The sequence below is a fragment of the Pseudomonas sp. PF05 genome, from assembly GCF_056521845.1.
This window is the reverse complement of record NZ_JBWLPW010000005.1, coordinates 142,454-162,997: the sequence shown is the minus strand read 5'-3', so window position 1 is coordinate 162,997 and position 20,544 is coordinate 142,454. Positions and strand designations below refer to the sequence as shown.

Annotated in this window: 19 protein-coding genes; 5 read left to right on the top strand and 14 right to left on the bottom strand. The window is 61.4% G+C overall.

All coding sequences use genetic code 11. The annotated features are described in order from the left end of the window. Window positions 1–15: 15 nt before the first annotated feature. The 4 genes from AC09SL_RS11275 to AC09SL_RS11260 form a co-directional block, all read right to left on the bottom strand. Window positions 16–1,725 (bottom strand): putative 2-aminoethylphosphonate ABC transporter permease subunit, encoded by a 1,710-nt coding sequence (locus AC09SL_RS11275; protein WP_058544810.1) that lies wholly within the window; start codon window positions 1,723–1,725, stop codon window positions 16–18. Next, entirely contained in the window at window positions 1,725–2,765 is a 1,041-nt protein-coding gene (locus AC09SL_RS11270; RefSeq protein WP_116643533.1) for a putative 2-aminoethylphosphonate ABC transporter ATP-binding protein, read from the bottom strand. The genes AC09SL_RS11275 and AC09SL_RS11270 overlap by 1 nt, the downstream gene beginning before the upstream one ends. A 148-nt stretch (window positions 2,766–2,913) precedes the next feature. Then, window positions 2,914–3,780, bottom strand: coding sequence for a LysR family transcriptional regulator (locus AC09SL_RS11265; protein ID WP_058544812.1), 867 nt, complete (start codon window positions 3,778–3,780; stop codon window positions 2,914–2,916). A gap of 359 nt (window positions 3,781–4,139) precedes the next feature. Then, window positions 4,140–4,514, bottom strand: coding sequence for a lysozyme inhibitor LprI family protein (locus AC09SL_RS11260; RefSeq protein WP_081264422.1), 375 nt, complete (start codon window positions 4,512–4,514; stop codon window positions 4,140–4,142). Window positions 4,515–5,174: 660 nt separating this feature from the next. Between AC09SL_RS11260 and AC09SL_RS11255 the strand changes: the two genes are divergently transcribed. Then, window positions 5,175–5,522 (top strand): DUF6124 family protein, encoded by a 348-nt coding sequence (locus AC09SL_RS11255; RefSeq protein ID WP_058544813.1) that lies wholly within the window; start codon window positions 5,175–5,177, stop codon window positions 5,520–5,522. A gap of 87 nt (window positions 5,523–5,609) precedes the next feature. Further along, window positions 5,610–5,993, top strand: a complete 384-nt coding sequence (locus AC09SL_RS11250; protein ID WP_058544814.1) for a hypothetical protein — start codon at window positions 5,610–5,612, stop codon at window positions 5,991–5,993. Window positions 5,994–6,079: 86 nt separating this feature from the next. On the opposite strand, the gene AC09SL_RS11245 is transcribed toward AC09SL_RS11250, so the two are convergent. From AC09SL_RS11245 to AC09SL_RS11235, 3 genes are all read right to left on the bottom strand, one after another. Continuing rightward, on the bottom strand, window positions 6,080–6,853 hold the full coding sequence (locus AC09SL_RS11245; protein ID WP_058544815.1) for a MetQ/NlpA family ABC transporter substrate-binding protein: 774 nt from the start codon (window positions 6,851–6,853) through the stop codon (window positions 6,080–6,082). A gap of 79 nt (window positions 6,854–6,932) precedes the next feature. Continuing rightward, window positions 6,933–7,607, bottom strand: coding sequence for a methionine ABC transporter permease (locus AC09SL_RS11240; protein ID WP_058544816.1), 675 nt, complete (start codon window positions 7,605–7,607; stop codon window positions 6,933–6,935). Beyond that, complete coding sequence (locus tag AC09SL_RS11235) at window positions 7,607–8,614, bottom strand: methionine ABC transporter ATP-binding protein (protein WP_058544817.1); 1,008 nt, start codon at window positions 8,612–8,614, stop codon at window positions 7,607–7,609. Before AC09SL_RS11235 ends, AC09SL_RS11240 begins: the two co-directional genes overlap by 1 nt. A 197-nt stretch (window positions 8,615–8,811) precedes the next feature. Between AC09SL_RS11235 and katE the strand changes: the two genes are divergently transcribed. Continuing rightward, entirely contained in the window at window positions 8,812–11,016 is a 2,205-nt protein-coding gene (gene katE, locus AC09SL_RS11230) for a catalase HPII (RefSeq protein ID WP_269203538.1), read from the top strand. A gap of 201 nt (window positions 11,017–11,217) precedes the next feature. Here the strand turns inward: katE and AC09SL_RS11225 are convergent, their stop codons facing one another. The 4 genes from AC09SL_RS11225 to zur are packed head-to-tail and all read right to left on the bottom strand — an operon-like array spanning window position 11,218 to window position 14,014. Further along, on the bottom strand, window positions 11,218–11,931 hold the full coding sequence (locus tag AC09SL_RS11225) for a PA5502 family lipoprotein (protein ID WP_058544819.1): 714 nt from the start codon (window positions 11,929–11,931) through the stop codon (window positions 11,218–11,220). A gap of 37 nt (window positions 11,932–11,968) precedes the next feature. After that, window positions 11,969–12,757: a zinc ABC transporter permease subunit ZnuB gene (znuB, locus tag AC09SL_RS11220; RefSeq protein ID WP_058544820.1), complete on the bottom strand. Its 789-nt coding sequence runs from the start codon at window positions 12,755–12,757 to the stop codon at window positions 11,969–11,971. Continuing rightward, window positions 12,750–13,532: a zinc ABC transporter ATP-binding protein ZnuC gene (gene znuC, locus AC09SL_RS11215; RefSeq protein WP_058544821.1), complete on the bottom strand. Its 783-nt coding sequence runs from the start codon at window positions 13,530–13,532 to the stop codon at window positions 12,750–12,752. The genes znuB and znuC overlap by 8 nt, the downstream gene beginning before the upstream one ends. After that, on the bottom strand, window positions 13,532–14,014 hold the full coding sequence (gene zur, locus AC09SL_RS11210; RefSeq protein WP_058544822.1) for a zinc uptake transcriptional repressor Zur: 483 nt from the start codon (window positions 14,012–14,014) through the stop codon (window positions 13,532–13,534). Before zur ends, znuC begins: the two co-directional genes overlap by 1 nt. 66 nt (window positions 14,015–14,080) lie before the next feature. Here zur and znuA point away from each other — a divergent pair, with 66 nt between their 5' ends. Then, a complete protein-coding gene (znuA, locus tag AC09SL_RS11205; protein ID WP_058544823.1) occupies window positions 14,081–15,010 on the top strand; it encodes a zinc ABC transporter substrate-binding protein ZnuA in 930 nt (309 codons plus the stop codon). Window positions 15,011–15,181: 171 nt separating this feature from the next. Here znuA and AC09SL_RS11200 read toward each other — a convergent pair whose 3' ends face one another. Further along, a complete protein-coding gene (locus AC09SL_RS11200; protein WP_058544824.1) occupies window positions 15,182–16,132 on the bottom strand; it encodes a homoserine kinase in 951 nt (316 codons plus the stop codon). Window positions 16,133–16,192: 60 nt separating this feature from the next. Further along, window positions 16,193–16,483: a DUF2782 domain-containing protein gene (locus tag AC09SL_RS11195; RefSeq protein WP_058544825.1), complete on the bottom strand. Its 291-nt coding sequence runs from the start codon at window positions 16,481–16,483 to the stop codon at window positions 16,193–16,195. Window positions 16,484–16,557: 74 nt separating this feature from the next. On the opposite strand from AC09SL_RS11195, the gene polA reads away from it, so the two are divergent. After that, a complete protein-coding gene (polA, locus tag AC09SL_RS11190; RefSeq protein WP_058544826.1) occupies window positions 16,558–19,326 on the top strand; it encodes a DNA polymerase I in 2,769 nt (922 codons plus the stop codon). A gap of 465 nt (window positions 19,327–19,791) precedes the next feature. On the opposite strand, the gene yihA is transcribed toward polA, so the two are convergent. Next, window positions 19,792–20,433 carry a ribosome biogenesis GTP-binding protein YihA/YsxC gene (yihA, locus tag AC09SL_RS11185; RefSeq protein ID WP_003196227.1) on the bottom strand — a complete coding sequence of 214 codons (642 nt, stop codon included), beginning with the start codon at window positions 20,431–20,433 and terminating at the stop codon, window positions 19,792–19,794. Between the last annotated feature and the right edge of the window lie 111 nt (window positions 20,434–20,544).

Genomic DNA, 20,544 nt, shown 5'->3' with positions numbered 1-20,544 from the left:
CAGTCTCCAGGGTAATCAATGGCCGGCGGCCGTGCGCCAGGCTTGGGCCCGACGCAGCACGCCGCGTGAGGCCCCCGCCAGCAGCAGCGAAACCGCGGCCGAGGTGAGCAGAATCAGGGTGGACATGGCCGCGGCGCCGCCGACATTGCCGGCGTCGTCCATGTTCAGCACGGCGATGGCGGCGAGCAGGCTGTCCGGGCTGTAGAGGAAGATCACCGCCGACACCGTGGTCATCGCCGAGACGAACAGGTAGCGCAGGATGTCGAGCAACGCTGGCAAGCAGATCGGCAGGGTGACGCGCAAAAAGTGGCGCAGCAGCGGCACCTTCAGCGACAGCGCGGCGGCCTCGAACTCGCCATCGAGCTGACGCAGCGCGGCGCTGGCGGTCAACTGCGCGGTGGTCAGGAAGTGCGCGATGGTGCACGCCACCAGCAGGGTCATGCTGCCGTACAGGCCGTGCAGCGGATTGCCCGGCAGGTTGAAGAAAAACACGTAGCCCAGGCCCAGCACCAACCCCGGCACCGCCATCGGCACGAAGCTGAGCAGGCGCAGGACCTGGGTCAGCGGGCTCTGCCGGGTCTTCTCCAGCAGGTAGGCGCCGGTGAAGGTCAGCAGGCTGCCGAACACGGCGGTGCAACCGGCCAGCAGCAGGCTGTTGCGGTACACCTGCCAGCCGCCGGGGAGTTCGGAAAAGGCGTAGTGATGCAGCGACAGCGACAGGTCGTAGGGCCAGAACTTGACCAGCGACGAGTACATCGCCATGCCGAACACGCCGAGCAGCGCCGCGCAGATCAGCAGCACCACGGCGAGGAAGGCCAGGTCGCGGCGTCGCGACGGTTGCGGGCGGTAAACCTGGGCGCGACCACTCATTGCCTCGCGCTGACGGCGGCGCAGCCACAGGTCGACGGTGAAGCTCAACAGCGCCGGCAGCAGCAGGACCATGCCGATCAGCGCGCCGCGGCCGAACTGCTGCTGCCCGACCACCGCTTTGTAGGCTTCCAGCGCCAGCACCTGATAATCGCCGCCGACCACCACCGGCACGCCGAAATCGGTGATGCACAGGGTGAATACCAGGCAGAAGGCGGCGAACACGCCCTGTCGGCTGCCCGGCCAGGTGATGCTGCGAAATGCCCGCCAGGGTGAAGCGCCCATGCTCGAAGCGGCGTCGAACAGGCGCGCATCGGCCAGGGCCAGGGCCGAAAGCAGCACCATCAGCGCATGCGGGAAGGTGTAGATGGCTTCGCCGATGACGATGCCCCAGAAGCCATAGATATTGTCCGTGAGCAGGTGCCGGAGCGCGCCCTGGTTGCCGAACAGGTAGATCAGCGCGATGCCCGGCAGTATCGACGGCGCCAGCAGCGGCAGCAGGGAAATACCGCGCCACAGGCCCTTGGCCGGCACGCAGGTACGCTGCAGCGCATAGGCGAAGGCGTAGGCCAGCGGCACGACAATAGCGGCCACGGTCAGCGAAACCGCCAGACTGTTGCCCAGCAGCCAGCGGAAGTTGGCGCTGCCGAACAACTCGGCCGCCGCCGTCAGCCCTCCGCCCTGCCCGGGCTCGCTGGCGAAGCCGCGCCAAAGCATGGCCAGTAGCGGCAGCAGCACGGCGAGCACCAGCAGCACCAGCAGCAACCACTGGCCACCGTGGACGAATATCCGGTCGGCCAGGTCGGCAGGCAGGCGCCGCGCGCCGGCCTGGGGCTTGCTCAGCAATACCTGTTCCATCAGGCGAACACTTGCAGGCTGCGCGGCGGCAGGGCCACCCAGATATGCGGGGCGGCCAGGCGCGGCATGGCGTCCGGCGCCAGCTCGGCAAGCAGGGCATGACCCGGCAGGGCGTCCAGCTCGAAACTCAGGCGGCAGCGATTGCCGAGAAAGGTGATCTCGCGCATCTGTGCGCTGAACAGGTTGTCTTCATGCACCGGCGGGTTGACCACCACCGCCTCGGGGCGGCAGAACAGGCGACCGCGTTCGGCCGGACGGACGCCATGCAGACGCAGGCTCAGCTCGCCAACCCGGGCGTGCTCGCCGTCGCGCTCGTAGGGCAGCCAGTTGCCCTGGCCGACGAACTCGGCAACGAAGGGCGTGGCGGGCGCGCGATAGATCTCCTGGGGCGTGGCGTACTGCTCGACCCGGCCGTGATTGATCACCGCGATACGGTCGGCCATGAGCATGGCCTCGTCCTGGTTGTGGGTGACCATCACGGTGGTGATGCCCAGGCTCTTCTGCAGTTGGCGCAGCTCACCGCACAGGTGTTCGCGCACGCGAGCGTCGAGGGCCGACATCGGCTCGTCCAGCAGCAGGAGCTGGGGTGCCGGCGCCAGGGCACGGGCCAGGGCCACGCGCTGTTGTTGGCCGCCGGAGAGCTGGCCGGGGTATTTCTGCTCGCTGCCCTTGAGGCCGACCAGCTCAAGCATCTCGGCGACCCGCGCGCGGAGGGTCTCGCGGCTGTTGCCGGCCAGGCCGTAACCGATGTTTTGCGCCACCGTGAGATTGGGAAACAGCGCATAGGATTGGAACAGGATGCCGTAGTCGCGCGCCTGCGGTGGCAGCGTGGAGACATCACGATTGCCGAACAAGAGAGTGCCGCGGTCCTGGCGCTCCAGCCCGGCGATGCAGCGCAGCAGGGTGGTCTTGCCGCAGCCCGAGGGGCCGAGCAGGCACACCAGCTCGCCAGCAGAGACGTCCAGCGACACCCCGTCCAGCGCCTGAAAGGCGCCGAAGGCCTTGTGGATGTCGTGCAGTTGCAAGCTGACCGTAGCCATGGCGGAACCTCGTCGGTGGAATACGAGGTCCATCCTGGACGCAGGGTGCTAAAGCTTTATGGCAGTTGGGCAAAAGCTGCCGATAGTGGCATCGGCGGATTTGTGTAGGCGATGTGTTTGCGCCCCGGCGCGAGGGCAGCGAGGCGTCTTACGAGGTGCCCGCGGCTTCCCGCGCCAGCGCAAGAAAGGTCGCCGGCAGGCGCGCGCTGCGGCGCTCCTTGAGGCAATAGAGGTATTCGGCAATCAGCGGCGCGCCTTCCAGTTCGATCACCCGCAGCTCGGCACTGGCCGGCACCTCGTGGCGGGCGGTGATGCTGATGCCGATATTGCGCAGCACCGCTTCGTGGATCGACTCGCGGCTGCCAATCTCCAGCAACGAGCCCAGCGCCACGCCAGCGTCGCGCAGCAGTTGCTCGGTGAGCACGCGAGTGGTCGAACCTTTCTCGCGCATCAGCAGACAGTGCCCGGCCAGGGCCGCGAGCGGCACGCGCTCCCGCGCGGCCAATGGGTGACTACGGTGTACGGCCAACACCAGTGGATCGTGGCCCAACAGCAGGCGGGTCAGTCGCGGGTCTTCGACCAACAGCGAGGAGGCGGCAAGGTCTACGCGGTAGTCTTCCAGTGCCTCGATCACCTGCTGAGAATTGCCGATCTCCAGGGTCACCTCGCACTGCGGCAGTTGCTCGCGGAAGCGCCGCACCAGGTCGAGCATGTAGTAAGGCGCAGTGGCACCGATGCGCAGGGCACCTTGTACTTGGCCGCAGTTGCGCAAGAAGAACTCAATATCGGCCTCCTGCTGCAGCAACTGTTGCACCATGGGCAGCAAGCGTACGCCTTCATCGCTCAGGGTCAGACGCCGACCACCCCGGTAGAACAGCTCGACGCCGTACTGCCCTTCGAGGCTGCGGATCTGCGTGGTGACCGTGGGCTGGCTGAGGCCGAGCTTCTTCGCCGCCTGGGTGATGCTGCCCAGGCGGGCGACCATGTGGAAGGATTTCAGCTCAGCGAAGGACATTATGTATACGGCTCTCGGTACGGATCGCCCTTGAAGGCGCGTGAGCATACGTTACAACTTGGACGTGACAGAACGTCAGTAAAACATGGCTGCGGGCAAATCGACTTGCAGCGTTGTGTAATGCGTCCATAGCTAAAACCGGCCCTTTAGCTCCGAAATTGAGCCGCGATAGCGGATGAACCCGCCCAAGAAAAACCCGACGCTATACGTCGGGTTTTTCTTGGACTTTTCGCTTGGCCTATCGCTTCTTCTTGGCGATATATGTCAGCTGCCCTCGGCAGCTCATTCCGACCCGCGAGTGAGTCACGGGTGCAAAAGGGATGGAGCGCAATGTTGAAGACGTGCTCATCGTTTACGGATTACTCGACTTGCGACAGCTTGGCGTCGTCGCAACCGGCAGCACGGCACTCGCGCTCGACAGCTTTGAGTATGACGATTCGCGCCTCGGTCTTCTCATTGGCACAGTCCAGGTAGAGCAGGCCATTATTGGAACAGGCGTTGTCGCGAATCTTGATCCACTGGATTTGAGCGGCTTTCACCTTTTTCTTTTGATCCGGGTTCAGCGCACTCATCGTCTTCTTGTATTGATCGTTGATGTCCTGATCCGACTGAACCATTTTCAGCGACGCGCAATAGGTTCTGTCATAGGCGTTTCTAGGGTTATCGCAACTCATCGCAGAGGCCGATGCTGATGCCATGGCCAGCAATGCCCCAACCAACAAAGACTTGATCACTTACTTCTCTCCCTGAATGCCCTCTATTCATTAGTGGGCGCGGCGGGGAATTTATCATGCGGGTTGTAGAACAATGAAGCAGATCCTAATGGTTCATTCGGCCCGAACAAGGGCGCAAATGCTGATGACTGCCGCGCCGCCGGCCGCTTGATCGACCTGATCAACTGGGCATTTCAGTACCGAGGGGAAAGATCGCAGCCTCGTTGCACTCGACAGCTCCTACAGGGGCAGCCTCCTCATTCCTACAGAAAAACCGCGTCGATGCCTGTCCCAGTGAGCAAAAACGGGCCCTCTGGCTCCGAGTTTCAAGGCAACACAACGTTTTGTTTATTCCTCCTGCACCACCCTTCCACCAAGCTACACATCCTTGCGCCATTGCCTACAACTACGCCAGAATCCGCCCGCTTGTGCGCCTTGCTCCCGGGTTCTATCGTTTCCCTGCCACTGCTCATCAGTGGTCGGGTTTAGTAGCTCGGTTAGTCATCTACGGTTGCATGAGTGTCATCCAGTCAGGCGTTTGCCTGCACTTGATGGTGGCTGTGCGCAAGGCGCCTTCGGGCGCGCCGGGTTTGGTGACTTTACCGGTCTACTAACTTGCGCACAGCTGCCTCCTTTTGTTTAGTAGCGAGATGGTGGCGGCCCTACTATAGGAAAGTCCCAATGTTCAAACCTACTCCGAACCCTCCAAAGACAGGCCCCGTCAAATCCGAGGCCAAAAAACACGACGAAGCCGCCAAACGCACCTTGGATTACTACCTGCTACCCAAACCGGAAAAGTCCGAAGATGCGTCCCAACCGGGCCAACTCTTCACCGTCGCCAAAAACGCCGACAACGAATCCCTCCTCGCCAACCTCAGCGAAACCCTGGCGGCAGCCGACGCGATGGTCAGCAACCTGGCCTTCGACCTGGAAGGTCCGCGCCGTCATATCCTTCTCGGCATCCAGCAATTGATCGAATTGAGTTCATTGCTGGCGAATCGGGTGTTGGATAACGTCGATCCGCGATAGCTACAGTTCTCAACGAAAATCAGACGCCACGCGTCGGGTTTTCGTTGAGACATTCATTGACCTAGCATCCGTCTCTTGGAAAGCACGATGAACACCAAAAAAATTCATGCCTTAACCCTTATGGGAATCAGCATCACTGTCGTTGGAGCCGTACAGATTCTTCTGTATGAAGCCATGATAATAATTGAGCAAGCAAGGTCTGGAAGCATTCCTTATCAGCTAAGTGCGGAGATACTGTTCGTGGTGCTTATCCACGCACTCTTCATTACTGTAATTCCGCTGTTGTTAGTCATCAGAAATAAAATCTTGGCAAGCTACATTGTTCTTGTGATTTTTCTGTCGATCTACGTGCAGTTTGTAGCAAGTGTCAATATTGCTGGGGTTGTGATAGCTATAATAATTTTATCTGTGTTGATTTTTTATGCACTCCAAAAAGCAAGCTTCGCCATTCGTTACTTTCGTTCAAAGTAAATTTGTTCTGCGACAGGAAATAAAGCCTAAACAAAAAAACGGGCCTGCATTCCCACGCAGCCCCGTTTTTTCACCACCTGATCAGATCAAAACGCCGGCAAAACCGCGCCTTTGTACTTCTCAAGAATAAAAGCCTTCACTTCCGGCGTATGCAGCGCCGCAACCAGCTTCTTCATCGACTCACTGTCCTTGTCATCCTCACGGGCGACCAGGATATTCACATACGGCGAGTCGTTACCTTCAATCACCAGCGCATCCTTGGAAGGATCAAGCTTGGCTTCCAACGCATAGTTGGTATTGATCAACGCCAGGTCCACCTGGGTCAGCACCCGCGGAATGGTCGCTGCTTCCAGTTCACGGAATTTCAAGTCCTTGGGGTTCTCAACAATGTCCTTGGTCGTCGACAGGATGTTGTTCGAATCCTTCAACTTGATCACCCCAGCCTTAGCCAGCAACAACAGCGCACGGCCACCGTTGGTGGCGTCGTTCGGGATCACCACGTTGGCGCCGCTCGACAGTTCGTCGAGTTTCTTGATTTTGCTGGAGTACGCGCCCAGAGGTTCCAGGTGCACACCGGTCACGCTCACCAGGTGGGTGCCCTTGGCCTTGTTGAATTCATCCAGGTACGGCTGATGCTGGAAGAAGTTGGCGTCCAGGCGCTTTTCGGCGACTTGTACGTTCGGCTGGATGTAGTCGGTGAAGACCTTGACCTTGAGGTCCACGCCTTCTTTGGCCAATGCCGGTTTGACGAATTCGAGGATTTCCGCGTGCGGCACCGGGGTGGCCGCGACGGTCAGGGTGTCGGCGGCGTGGGCGGAAAATGCTGCGGCGGCAGCGAAGGCAACCAGTAGTTTTTTCATTCAGCTAACTCCTTGTGGGGCGCCTGCTCTTGGCACCTGCCAGCGAATGGCCGGCTCATGGTTTATTGGCCGCGAGGCCTTATTTTCTAGAGAAATGCACAACCAGTTTGTCGCCTACGGTCTGCAGGACCTGCACCAGCACCAGCAGCAACACCACCGTGACCACCATGACGTCGGTCTGGAAACGCTGGTATCCGAAACGGATCGCCAGGTCGCCCAAACCACCAGCGCCGACCACACCGGCCATGGCCGTGTAGGACACCAGCGTAATTGCTGTCACCGTAATCGCTGCAAAAATGCCCGGGCGGGCTTCCGGCAGCAAGGCGTTGATGATGATCTGCCGCGTCGTTGCGCCCATGGCCTGGGTCGCTTCGATGATGCCGCGGTCGACTTCGCGCAGGGCCGTTTCCACCAGGCGGGCGAAGAACGGTGTGGCGCCGACCACCAGCGGTGGGATCGCGCCGGCCACGCCCAGGGAGGTGCCGGTGATCAATACCGTGAACGGAATCATCACGATCAACAGAATGATGAATGGCAGCGAGCGCAAGATGTTCACCGCCAGCGACAGCAGCGCATAGATGCCCTTGGCCTCGAGCAACTGGCGCGGGCTGCACAGGAACAGCAGCACGCCCAGCGGCAGGCCGAGCAGCACGGTGAACAGCAGCGAACCGAACAGCATCAGGAAGGTGTCGCCGGTGGCCAGCCAGATTTCCAGCCAGTCGATGTTGGAGAAGAACGAATTGAGCAGTTCCATTAGCGCAGCACCTCCATGTGGACATCGGCCGCGGTGAAGCGGGCGAACGCCGCCTCCATGTCACCGCCGGTGACGGCGAGGGTCAGTTGCCCGTAGGGGGTGTCTTTGATGCGGTCGATGCGGCCAGCCAGGATGCTGTAGTCCACACCGGTTTCCCGGGCGACGGTGCCGAGCAATGGCGCGTAGGTCGCTTCGCCCTGGAACGTCAGACGCACGATGCGCCCGGGCACGTGAGCGAAATCGTCGCGCTGTTCGCTTTCGTCGATCTGCTCGTCTTCCTGGACGAAACGCTTGGTAGTCGGGTGCTTGGGGTGCAGGAACACCTGGGCCACCGGGCCTTGCTCGACGATCACGCCGGCGTCCATCACGGCCACTTGATCGCAAACGCGGCGGATCACGTCCATTTCATGGGTGATCAGCACGATGGTCAGCTTCAGTTCGCGGTTGATCTCCGCCAATAGTTGCAGCACCGAGGCGGTGGTTTGCGGGTCGAGGGCGCTGGTGGCCTCGTCGCACAGCAGGATCTTGGGTTTGGTTGCCAGGGCGCGGGCGATGCCGACGCGCTGCTTCTGGCCGCCGGACAGTTGCGCCGGATATTTCTTGGCGTGGTCGGACAGCCCTACCCGCGCCAGCAACTCGGCGACGCGCTGGTCGATTTCGCTGCGGGACAATTCGCCCGCCAACGTCAGTGGCAGCGCCACGTTGTCGGCCACGGTCTTGGACGCCAGCAGGTTGAAGTGCTGGAAAATCATCCCGACCTGCTGGCGGAAGCGGCGCAGGCCGCTGGCGTCCAGGGCGGTGACTTCCTCGCCGTCGACGATGATCTTGCCGCCCGTGGAATCTTCCAGGCGATTGATCAGGCGCAGCAAGGTACTTTTTCCCGCACCGGAATGGCCAATCAGGCCGAAGACCTGACCGTTCTCAATCGTCAGACTGGTCGGATGCAGGGCGGGGATATCCCTACCGGCGACTCGGTAGGTTTTATGGACGTCTTGAAACTCGATCACGTAGCGAACCTTGTGGGGCGCGTTGGAAAAGGATCAGCGGTTAGCCGGGCGCGCATTTTAGCCTGTCTGTATAGAGGTTCTTAGCATTTATTTGCGATCGGACCTGTCATTTGGCAATAACGCGATCAATGGCCATAAAAAAGGAACACAGCCAAACGGCATCGGTCACTCATTAAGCCACTCGAAATGCCGGGGTCATGCACCTGCGGCATCGAACTCAGATTCCTGGCCACGGCGAGGAACGCAAAGAGGAGTCATGCCTGATGAGTACCCAAAAACCCACGGTCAACAAGAGCCAACTGGCCGGGACCGACACGCTGGATCGCGGCAACACCAACGCCAAGCTCGAGAGCCTGGAGCAGTTTCGCTCCGACGCCACCGAACAGGCGCTGCGCACCAATCAGGGCGTGAAGATCGCCGATAACCAGAACACCCTGCGCGCTGGCCCCCGCGGCCCTTCGCTGCTGGAAGACTTCATCATGCGTGAAAAAATCACGCACTTTGACCATGAGCGTATCCCGGAGCGCATCGTCCATGCCCGTGGGACCGGCGCCCATGGTTATTTTCAGAGCTATGACGCGCATTCGGCATTGACCAAGGCCGGTTTCCTACAAGATCCGAGCAAGAAAACCCCGGTCTTCGTGCGTTTTTCCACTGTGCAAGGCCCACGCGGCTCCGGCGACACCGTGCGCGACGTGCGTGGCTTTGCAGTGAAGTTCTTCACCGACGAAGGCAACTTCGACCTGGTGGGCAACAACATGCCGGTGTTTTTCATTCAGGACGCGGTGAAGTTTCCTGACTTTGTCCACGCGGTAAAACCCGAACCCCATAACGAAATTCCTACAGGCGGCTCGGCTCACGACACGTTCTGGGATTTTGTCTCGCTGGTGCCGGAATCGGCCCACATGGTGATTTGGGCGATGTCTGACCGGGCCATTCCAAAAAGCCTGCGCTCGATGCAGGGTTTTGGTGTGCACACCTTCCGCATGATCAACGCCGAAGGCAAAAGCAGCTTCGTTAAATTCCACTGGCGCCCTACAGCCGGGACGTGTTCATTGGTGTGGGACGAAGCCCAGAAGCTGGCGGGTAAAGATACTGACTACCACCGTCGCGATCTTTGGGAGTCGATCGAGATGGGCGACTACCCGGAATGGGAGTTCGGCGTGCAGATTGTCGCCGAGGAAGACGAGCATAAATTCGACTTCGACCTGCTCGACCCAACCAAGATCATCCCTGAAGAGCTGGTGCCCATCACGCCCCTGGGCAAGATGGTGTTGAACCGCAACCCGGACAATTTCTTCGCCGAAGTGGAGCAAGTTGCGTTCTGCCCCGGGCACATCGTGCCGGGCATCGACTTTTCCAACGACCCATTGCTGCAGGGGCGGCTGTTTTCCTACACCGATACGCAGATCAGCCGACTCGGCGGGCCGAATTTTCATGAGCTGCCGATCAACCGTGCGATCACCCCGGTACACAACGGCCAGCGCGATGCCATGCACCGCACCACTATCGACAAGGGGCGCGCGTCCTACGAGCCGAACTCCATCGACGGCGGCTGGCCGAAGGAAACCCCGCCCGGCCCGGAAGACGGCGGTTTTGAAAGTTATCCAGAGCGCATCGACGCCTACAAGATCCGCCAACGCAGCGATTCGTTCGCCGATCATTTCTCCCAGGCGCGGTTGTTTTACAAGAGCATGAGCCCTCATGAGCAGGAGCACATCATCGCTGCCTACAGTTTCGAGCTGGGCAAGGTGGAGCGTGAGTTCATACGGGCGCGGCAGGTCAATGAGATTCTCGCCAACATCGATCTGGAACTGGCCGGGCGAGTGGCGAAAAACCTCGGGCTACCGGCGCCTGCCGCTGGCACCGTCGATGTGCCAACCCCATCGCTGGAGCAATCCCCGGCCTTGAGCCAGGCGAACCTGCTGTCCGGCGACATCAAGACGCGAAAAGTGGCGGTGCTGGTGGCTGACGGTGTCGATGGGGCGATCATCGATGCGCTCAAGCAGGCCCTTAAGGCCGAGGGCGCCCACACCAAAGTGCTGGGGCCGACTTCGGCGCCGGTTACCACGGTCGATGGGAAAACCCTGGCGGTGGATGCGTCCATGGAAGGCTTGCCGTCGATTGCCTTTGACGCGGTGTTCGTGCCCGGTGGCGCGGAATCGATCAAGGCCTTGAGTCGCGACGGCGTGGCGTTGCATTACGTGCTGGAGGCCTACAAGCATCTGAAAGCCATTGGGCTTCATGGTGAGGCCCGGCAGTTGTTGGTGGAGTTGAAGCTGGAGGTGGATGCGGGGTTGATCGAAGATGCGGATGCGAGCGGTTTTTCGCGGTTTTTCGCGGCGATTGCTCAGCATCGGGTTTGGACGCGGGAGCCCAGGGCCAAGGCGGTTCCAGCCTAAGGAGAGTTGGTGTCTGGTAGGGCGTTATCGCGGGCAAGCCTTGCTCCCACAGATCAGCTCCACAGGATCAACTCTCACAGGGAGCAATTCTCACAGGGGGCAACTCTCACAGGGAGCAAATCTCACAGGGAGCAATTCTCACAGGGAACAAATTGCCCTGTGGGAGTTGCCCTGTGGGAGCAAGGCTTGCCCGCGATGCTCTTAGGGTTTGCGAGGTGTCAGCACCATCTGCGCCGGCGCACTGCGCAAAATCTGCTTTTGCAGTTTCAAATCAAACCCCGGGTCCAGTTTCTTGACCCGCTTGGTCAGCAACGTCGCCAACCATGGATAATCATCGGTGCGCGGCGCCTGGATGCTGACGTCGCATTGATAATTCACCACGTCTGCGGCGATGGCATCCAGTTGTCGACGCATTTGCTGTATATCGGCGAGGTTAAGCGCAACCGTGGTGCTGGGTGCGCTGGGGTCGATCACTTTGGCGACCGGTTTGGCTTCGGCGGCCTGGAGGGCGGCTTCGGCTTTTTCCAGGTCGGCCTTGCGGGCTTCGGCAATGGCGCTGTTGACCTCGCCGGTGAGCGCCGGGGCCTTGGGCATCAAGGCTCGGGCACGGCTCAGGGCGGTGGCGGCGGCGTTGACGTCGCCTTTTTGCAGATCGATCTGGCTGCGACGCAAATATGCCTCGGCCAGTTGCCGCTGGTAGGGTTCCAGCGACGGGTCTTCGGGTGACTGGGCTTGCAAGGCGGCCAACTGGTCTTCAGCGGTGGCCAGCTCGTTGCTGGCCAGGCTTTGTTCGAACTGCGCGATGGCCGGGCCCCGCGTATCGGGGGCCTGGGTGACCGGCGGTGTACTCTGGCAAGCGCCCAGCAGCAGGGAAAATGCGACAAGGAGCAGATAACGGGAGGCGAACGGCTTCATTCCTGCGACTCTCTATTTGCGCAAAAAGCGAGCAAGTCTACACCCCTCGACGAGGCAGGACAAAACTCAGCAGAAACAACGCGGCGGCGCTGACCACGATCGACGGTCCGGCCGGGGTGTCCTTGAACCAGGAAAGTGCCAGGCCGCCACACACCGCGAGCATGCCCAGCAGGCTCGCGCCCAGGGCCATTTGCTCAGGGGAGCGGGCGTGACGCTGTGCCGCAGCCGCCGGGATAATCAGCAATGAAGTAATCAGCAACACCCCGACGATTTTCATCGCCACCGCGATGACCACCGCAATCAGCAGCATCAGCGCCAGTCGCAACCCCAGCACCGGCAAGCCTTCGACCCGGGCCAGTTCCTCGTGCACGGTAACGGCCAGCAATGGCCGCCAGAGCGCCACCAGCAACAGCAGCACCGCCGCGCTACCGCCGAGGATCCACGACAGGTCCGTCGGACTGATCGCCAGCAGGTCGCCGAACAGATAGGCCATCAGGTCAATCCGCACGTCATGCATGAAGCTTAGTACCACCAGCCCGAGGGACAGGGTGCTCGGCGCCAAAATACCCAGCAGCGTGTCGGACGCCAGCGGCTGGCGGTGTTGCAAGGTCACCAGCACCAGCGCCAGCAACAGGCAGCCAACGGTCACCGCCACCGCCGGGCTGACGTCCAGCAGAAACCCCAAGGCCACGCCGAGCAACGCTGCGTGGGACAAGGTGTCGCCGAAATAGGCCATGCGCCGCCAGACCACGAACGAGCCCAGGGGGCCGGCGACCATCGCGAGAGCCAGGCCTGCGAGCAGGGCGTACAACAGAAAATCAGCCATGCTTGCAGCCATCTCCATGAACATGATTGGAAGCAGAAGGGGCACGGACCACCGAGCCATGCAGGTCATGGGCGTGGTCATGGTGGTGGTGATAAATCGCCAGGCTTTGTGCGTTTTTTCCGAACAACTCGACGAAGGCCGGATCGCCGCTGACTTGCTCGGGATGCCCGGAACAGCAGACGTGGCGGTTGAGGCAGACCACCTGGTCGGTGGTGCTCATCACCAGGTGCAAATCGTGGGAGACCATCAGTACACCGCAGCCGTGGCGGTCGCGCAGGCGCGTGATCAAGCTGTACAGCTCGGCCTGCCCCGCTACATCGACCCCTTGCACCGGCTCGTCGAGCACCAGCAGTTCGGGTTCGCGCAACAAGGCACGGGCCAGCAATACGCGCTGCATCTCGCCACCGGACACGCTTTGCACCGGGCTGTCGATCACCTGTTCGGCCCCTACTTCCTTGAGCGCCGCCAAGGCTCGCTCACGATCAACGCCCGGCACCAGGCGCAGGAAGCGCAGCACGGACAGCGGCAACGTTGGATCGACATGAAGTTTCTGCGGCATGTAGCCGACCCGCAGCCGCGGCTTGCGCCACACGCTGCCGCTGTCGGGCTTGAGCAAACCCAGCACCGCGCGCACCAGGGTGGTCTTGCCGGCACCGTTGGGGCCGATCAAGGTCACGATCTGCCCCGGCTCGACGCTCAGGTGGATGTTGTCCAGCACGCTCTGTCCGGCGAACGTCACGGCCACCTGTTCGAGGCGGATCAACGCATTGCTCATCAGGCCCCCTGGCAGCCGGAGCAGAGACCGACCACTTCGACGGTCTGGGTGTCGACCACGAAGCCGACCTCCTTGGCGCTGGCGATGATGGCATCGCTGATGGACTTCTGTTCCAGCTCGATGGCGGCGTGGCATTCGCGGCAGATCAGGAACTGGCCTTGGTGGGCGTGCTCCGGATGGTTGCAGCCGACGAAGGCGTTCAGCGACGAAATGCGATGCACCAGGCCGTTTTCCAAGAGGAAATCCAGCGCCCGGTAGACCGTCGGCGGCGCGGCGCGGCGGCCGTCCTGCTCACTGAGCACGGCGAGGATGTCGTAGGCACCCAGTGGCTTGTGGCTTTGCCAGACCAATTCCAGCACGCGCCGACGCAAAGCGGTCAGGCGCAACCCTTGGCGGGCGCAGATGGCGTCGGCCTCGGACAGCGCGGTGTGCACGCAGTGAGAGTGATCGTGGGGACGACTGGCAAGGGGTGTAATAGGCATGGGCAGCGACGAGTTTAGTGAGAGACGTTATTATGTTACCCGTTCTCGCCTCTACGAGTGGTCATCGTGTCCCGATTTTTTTCGCTCTTTGTCGCTTTTGTCGCAAGTTTTCTACTGATGGGCTCGGCCCAGGCCGACGTCAAGGTGCTCACCAGCATCAAGCCGCTGCAACTGATTGCCGCCGCCGTGCAGGACGGCGTGGCCGTTCCAGAGGTGTTGCTGCCGCCAGGGGCTTCGCCGCATCACTATGCGTTGCGGCCATCGGATGTACGCAAGGTGCAGTCGGTGGACCTGCTGTATTGGATCGGCCCCGATATGGAAGGCTTTCTGCCGCGGGTGCTCAACGGTCGCACGCTGCCCTCCGTCGCCATCCAGGATCTGCCCGGGCTCAAGTTGCGTCACTTCGCCCAGGACAGCGCGTCCCACGAGGATGATGACCATGATGGCGATGAGCACGATCACGATCATCGCCCCGGCACCGTGGATGCCCACCTGTGGCTCTCGCCGTTCAACGCGCGGGTGATCGCCGCCAAGATGGCGGCTGACCTGAGCGCGGCGGATCCGGCCAACGCGGCCCGCTATCAAAGCAACCTCAAGGGCTTCAACCAGCGTCTGGATGCCTTGGACACACGCCTCAAGGCACGTCTGGCCGGGGTCGCGGGCAAGCCGTATTTCGTGTTCCACGAAGCGTTCGACTATTTCGAAGACAACTACGGCCTCAAGCACGCCGGGGTGTTCGCCGTGGCCGCCGAAGTCCAGCCCGGTGCCCAGCATGTAGCGGCGATGCGCACGCGCTTGCAGACCGTGGGCAAAACCTGCGTCTTCAGCGAACCGCCCTTGCGCCCGCGCCTGGCCGAAACCCTGGTGGCCGGGTTGCCGGTGAAGTTGGCGGAGCTCGATGCACTGGGCGGCTATACCCCGGCGACGGCACAGGGGTATGAGCAGTTGTTGGAGAAGTTGGGCAATGATCTGGCGGGGTGCTTGGAGTCGTTGTAACCCCCCCCGCCGAACGCTGTACCTGTGGCGAGGGGATTTATCCCCGCTGGGGCGCGAAGCGGCCCCAAGAAATATCAGCCGCCGCAGTCCGTCAGATCGAAAGCCAGGGGCTGCTTCGCAGCCCAGCGGGGATAAATCCCCTCGCCACAAAAGCCTTGCGCTTGTCGGTTGTTACAGGGCGAAAGGCAGCAACGCGTGAACCGTCTGCCGCTGCGCCAAGCGCTGCTGGAACTCCATCGGGTCGTGAATCAACACATCCTGCCCGGCAAACGATTCGGCGGCGATCAACCGCGACAGCCAGAACCGCACGCACGCCACGCGCAGCATGGTTGGCCATAGCTCGGCCTCGGCGGGAGTGAACGGTCGCAGCGCCGCATAGGCCCCCAGCAACGCCCGCGCCCTGGCGCCATCGAGCACGCCGTCGTCGTCCGAGCACCAGTCATTCAAGGCAATGGCGACGTCATACAGCATCGGCCCGGAGCAGGCATTGTAGAAGTCGATCAACCCGGTCAGGTGCGTGCCTTCGAACATTGCATTGTCGCGGAACAGATCGGCATGGATGTTGGCGCGCGGCAGCGCCAGGATGCCGACCTTCTGCAGGGCAATTTCATCCAGCGCCGCCTCGAGCAGCCGACGCGGCTCGGCGTCGAGGTGCGAGAGCAGCTTGGCGCCCTCCTCCTGCATCCAGTCCAGGCCGCGATCGGTCTTGCGCTTGATCATGTTGTCGCGGGTTGCCAGGTGCAGATGCGCCAGCAACTCCCCGACCTGGGCGCAGTGCTGGGCGTTGGCCTGCTTGATGTGCTTGCCCGCCAGGCGCGGTTGCAACAGCGCCGGCTTGCCTGCCAACTCCCGCAGCGCCACGCCATCGGTGGTGCGCAAGGCGTAGGGCACCGGCAGGTCGGCGTCATGCAGCACGTCCAGCAGTTCGATGAAGAACGGCATTTCCTGCACCGGGCCACGTTCCACCAGGGTCAGGACGAATTCGCCCTGCTCCAGGCTGATAAAGAAATTGGTGTTTTCGCTACCAGCGGCGATCCCCTGGAAATCAAGCAGGCGGCCAAGCCCATAAGGGGCGAGAAAGGTTTCCAGCTCGGGCCGAGCCAAGGGGGTGAACACAGACATGGTCAAAAACTGCTCAGTTCGGGCGCCGTGATTGACACGGCGCCGATTAAAGTTAAGAAACTACTTCCACTCAAAGATTTTCCACGAAGGGATCAGCATATCCGGCTGGTCCGAGCGGATGAAGTTTGCATCAGTGCCATCGGCGCGTACCAGGAAATAAGGCTTGCCGTGCTTGGGCGTGACCTTGATCGCGTACAAAAATCCGTTTTGCCGATACTCCTGAATGGTTTTATCTCCTTCGGTGCGGATGGTGACGTCCGGGTCCGCCGAGGGCGCGTCATCCGCCGCCATGACGGCCAACGGGGTGATTGCAAACAAGCCAGCCAGTAACAGGCGATTTAGTGTACGCATGATAACCTTGTCCCTTTGTCGTCAACGGTCCCGCTATTCTAGCCCCGGACCCGCCGAAAAGGTTGATCCTGCTCATGAGCCAAGCTCCCCTCGTCCTGGTGGACGGTTCTTCTTACCTGTACCGCGCCTTTCACGCGCTGCCGCCGCTGACCACGTCCAAAGGCCTGCCGACCGGTGCGGTCAAGGGCGTGCTGAACATGCTCAAGAGCTTGCGCAAGCAGTATCCGGACAGTCCGTTCGCCGTGGTCTTCGACGCCAAGGGTGGGACGTTTCGCGATGCGCTGTACGCCGAATACAAGGCCAACCGCCCGAGCATGCCCGACGACATGCGCGTGCAGATCGAGCCGCTGCATGCCAGCGTCAAGGCCCTGGGCTTCCCGCTGCTGTGCGTGGACAACGTCGAAGCCGATGACGTGATCGGCACCCTGGCCCGCAGCAGCGCGGCGGCCGACCGTCCGGTGGTGATCTCCACTGGCGACAAAGACATGGCGCAACTGGTCGACGGTCACATTACCTTGGTCAATACCATGACCGGTAGCGCCCTGGACGTGGCTGGCGTGAAGGAGAAGTTTGGCGTCGCTCCAGAGCAGATCATCGATTACCTGGCCTTGATGGGCGACTCTTCCGACAACATCCCGGGCGTCCCGGGTATCGGACCGAAGACCGCTTCCGGCCTGCTGGTGGGCGTCAATGGCGGCCTGACCGAGCTGTATGCGCAACTGGACATCGTCGCCACCTTGCCGATCCGTGGCGCCAAGACCCTGGCCGCCAAGCTCGAAGAGCACAAGGAAATGGCGTTGCTTTCCTACGAGCTGGCCACCATCAAGACCGACGTACCGTTGGATATCGGCCTCGACGACTTGCAAATGGGCCAGCCGGATCACGAGAAACTCGCCGAGTTGTACACGCTGTTGGAATTCAAGAGCTGGTTCGAAGAGAACCAGCGGGACGCCAAGCGTGCCGGCCAGGAAATCGTCGAAGTTACCGAAGAGCAGCCCGGCGCTGCCGAGGCCAACTACGAAGTCATCCTCGACCAGGCGCGCTTCGACGCGTGGCTGGCCAAGCTGGACAAAGCGCCGCTGTTTGCCTTCGTCACCGAAACCAACGGCGGCGATGCCCAGCATTCGCAACTCGTCGGCTTGTCGTTCGCCGTGGCCCCTTTCGAGGCAGCCTACATCCCGCTGACCCATTCCTACATGGGCGTGCCGGAGCAACTGGACCGCGACACGGTGCTCAAGGCGCTCAAGCCGTTGCTGGAAAACCCGGACAAGCTCAAGGTCGGCCAGCACGCCAAGTTCGAAACCAACATCCTGGCCAACTGCGCCATCGGTGGCGATCAGAGCAATGGCATCCTGGTCCAGGGCATTGCCTTCGACACCATGCTCGAATCCTACGTGCTGGACTCCACCGCGACCCGCCACGACATGGACAGCCTGGCGCTCAAATACCTGGGCCAAAGCAAGACCGATTTCCAGGACATCGCGGGCAAAGGGGTCAAGCAACTGACCTTCGACCAGATATCCCTGGAACTGGCTGGCCCCTACGCCGCCGAAGACGCCGACGTGACCTTCCGCCTGCACCAGGCCTTGCAGGAAAAGCTGGCCGCCACGCCAAGCCTGGGTCCAGTGCTCAACGACATCGAAATGCCGCTGATGCCGGTCCTGGCACGCATCGAGCGCCAGGGGGCCCTGGTCGATGCCAACCTGCTGGGCGTACAAAGTGTCGAATTGGGCGAGAAACTGGTGGCGCTGGAGCGTGAGGCGTTTGCCATCGCTGGCGAGGAATTCAATCTGGGCTCGCCCAAGCAATTGGGCGTGATCCTGTACGAAAAACTCGGCTTGCCGGTGCTCAGCAAAACCGCCAAGGGCCAGGCGTCCACTGCCGAAGCAGTGCTCGCCGAGCTGGCGGAGCAGGATTACCCACTGCCCAAGGTGCTGATGCAGTACCGCTCGCTGAGCAAGCTCAAGAGCACCTACACCGATCGCTTGCCGGAACAGATCAACAGCCGCACGGGCCGCGTCCATACCAATTATCAACAGGCCGTCGCCGCGACCGGGCGCCTGTCGTCCATCGACCCGAACCTGCAGAACATTCCGATCCGCACGGCCGAAGGCCGACGTATCCGCCAGGCTTTCATCGCGCCGAAAGGCTACAAGCTGCTGGCGGCGGACTACTCGCAAATCGAACTGCGGATCATGGCGCACCTGGCCAAGGACGAAGGCCTGCTCTATGCATTTCGCCATAACCTGGATGTGCACCGGGCCACGGCGGCCGAGGTGTTCGGCGTTGAGCTGGAAGCCGTCACCCAGGACCAGCGCCGCAGCGCCAAGGCGATCAACTTCGGCTTGATCTACGGCATGAGCGCGTTCGGCCTGGCCAAGCAGATCGGTGTCGATCGCAAGCAATCCCAGGCATACATCGACCGCTACTTCGCCCGCTACCCGGGTGTGCTGGCGTACATGGAACGCACCCGCGCCCAGGCCGCCGAGCAAGGGTTCGTCGAAACCATTTTCGGTCGCCGGTTGTACCTGCCGGACATCAACGCAAAAAACCCGGCCCTGCGCAAAGGCGCCGAGCGCACTGCGATCAACGCGCCGATGCAGGGCACGGCGGCCGACATCATCAAGAAAGCCATGGTCGCCGTGGACCGCTGGCTGACGGAGTCCGGGCTGGATGCGAAGGTCATCCTGCAGGTACACGACGAACTGGTGCTGGAAGTGCGTGAAGACCTGGTCGACCAGGTGCGCGAGGAAATCCGCCAGCACATGAGCGCCGCCGCCACGCTGGACGTGCCGCTGTTGGTGGAAGTGGGCGTGGGCAATAACTGGGACGAGGCGCACTGATTCCGAGGGAGCTTGCTCCCGTTCGGCTGAGCGCTGTAGGAGCTGCCGGAGGCTGCGATCTTTTGATCTTGATCTTTCACTTGATACTCAAGCGTCAGGGGAAAGATCGCAGCCTCGTTGCACTCGACAGCTCCTACACGGCTCCTACACGGCTCCTACACGGCTCCTGCGGGGGGCGCTTCGAGCCCCAGCGGGAGCAAAGCGCCCTCGGCACAGCGAGTCACCGAAAACCCAGGCGCGGCGTCATTGGCTCTGAAAATTCCTACGGTTATTTCCAAAAAAATCTGAACTAAACCCGTGAATTGCCACTCAGAGATTCTGAATGGCTGGTGAAGCCCTTCAATGCTCCTATGTTGTGTTAAGTGTTGGCAGATATCTGGACCTCGCCCTAGCGGTCCGGAACTTGGACCCCGAACTTCCCCCTCCCCATAAGAAGTCCGGGGTTTTTTTTGCCTGCGATTTGGCTTATTCGGCCTCTTCGCTGCCCTTGTCCGCCAATTCCATCCAGTCGGCCAGCACCGTGTAGGCTTCTTCCAGGCCCATGCGCTTGGGCGCCGAGAACAGCTGGATGGTGATCGCGTCGCCCCAACCTTTGCGAATTTCCGACTGCACTTTGAGCAAGGTATTTTTTGCCGCGCCGTAGGTGAGCTTGTCGGCCTTGGTCAACAGGATGTGCATCGGCATGCCGCTGGCGACTGCCCAATCGAGCATCAACAGGTCGAAGTCGGTCATCGGATGGCGAATGTCCATCATCAGGATCAGGCCTTTCAAACTCTCGCGGCTGCCCAGGTAGGCTTCCAAGTGACGCTGCCAGTGCTGCTTGAGCGGGATCGGTACCTTGGCGTAGCCGTAGCCGGGCAGGTCGACCAAACGCCGTTCATCGTCTAGCTTGAAGAAGTTCAAGAGCTGCGTGCGCCCCGGGGTTTTCGAGGTGCGTGCAAGGCTTGCATGGGTCAAGGTGTTCAGCGCGCTGGATTTGCCGGCGTTGGAACGCCCGGCAAAAGCCACTTCGAAGCCTTCGTCGTCTGGGCATTGATCGACTTTGGCGGCGCTGAGCATGAAGGTGGACTGTTGGCACAGGCCAAGGATGGGGTTCTTCAGTTGCATGGGATTTCCGATGTGGGCGGCGTCGGGAATGGACGCGGCAAGCTGTGTCGTTTCCGTTTCAGTGACGCCAGTATATAATGCCGCCGATTTTGTGTGCGCTTTGTCCCAGCG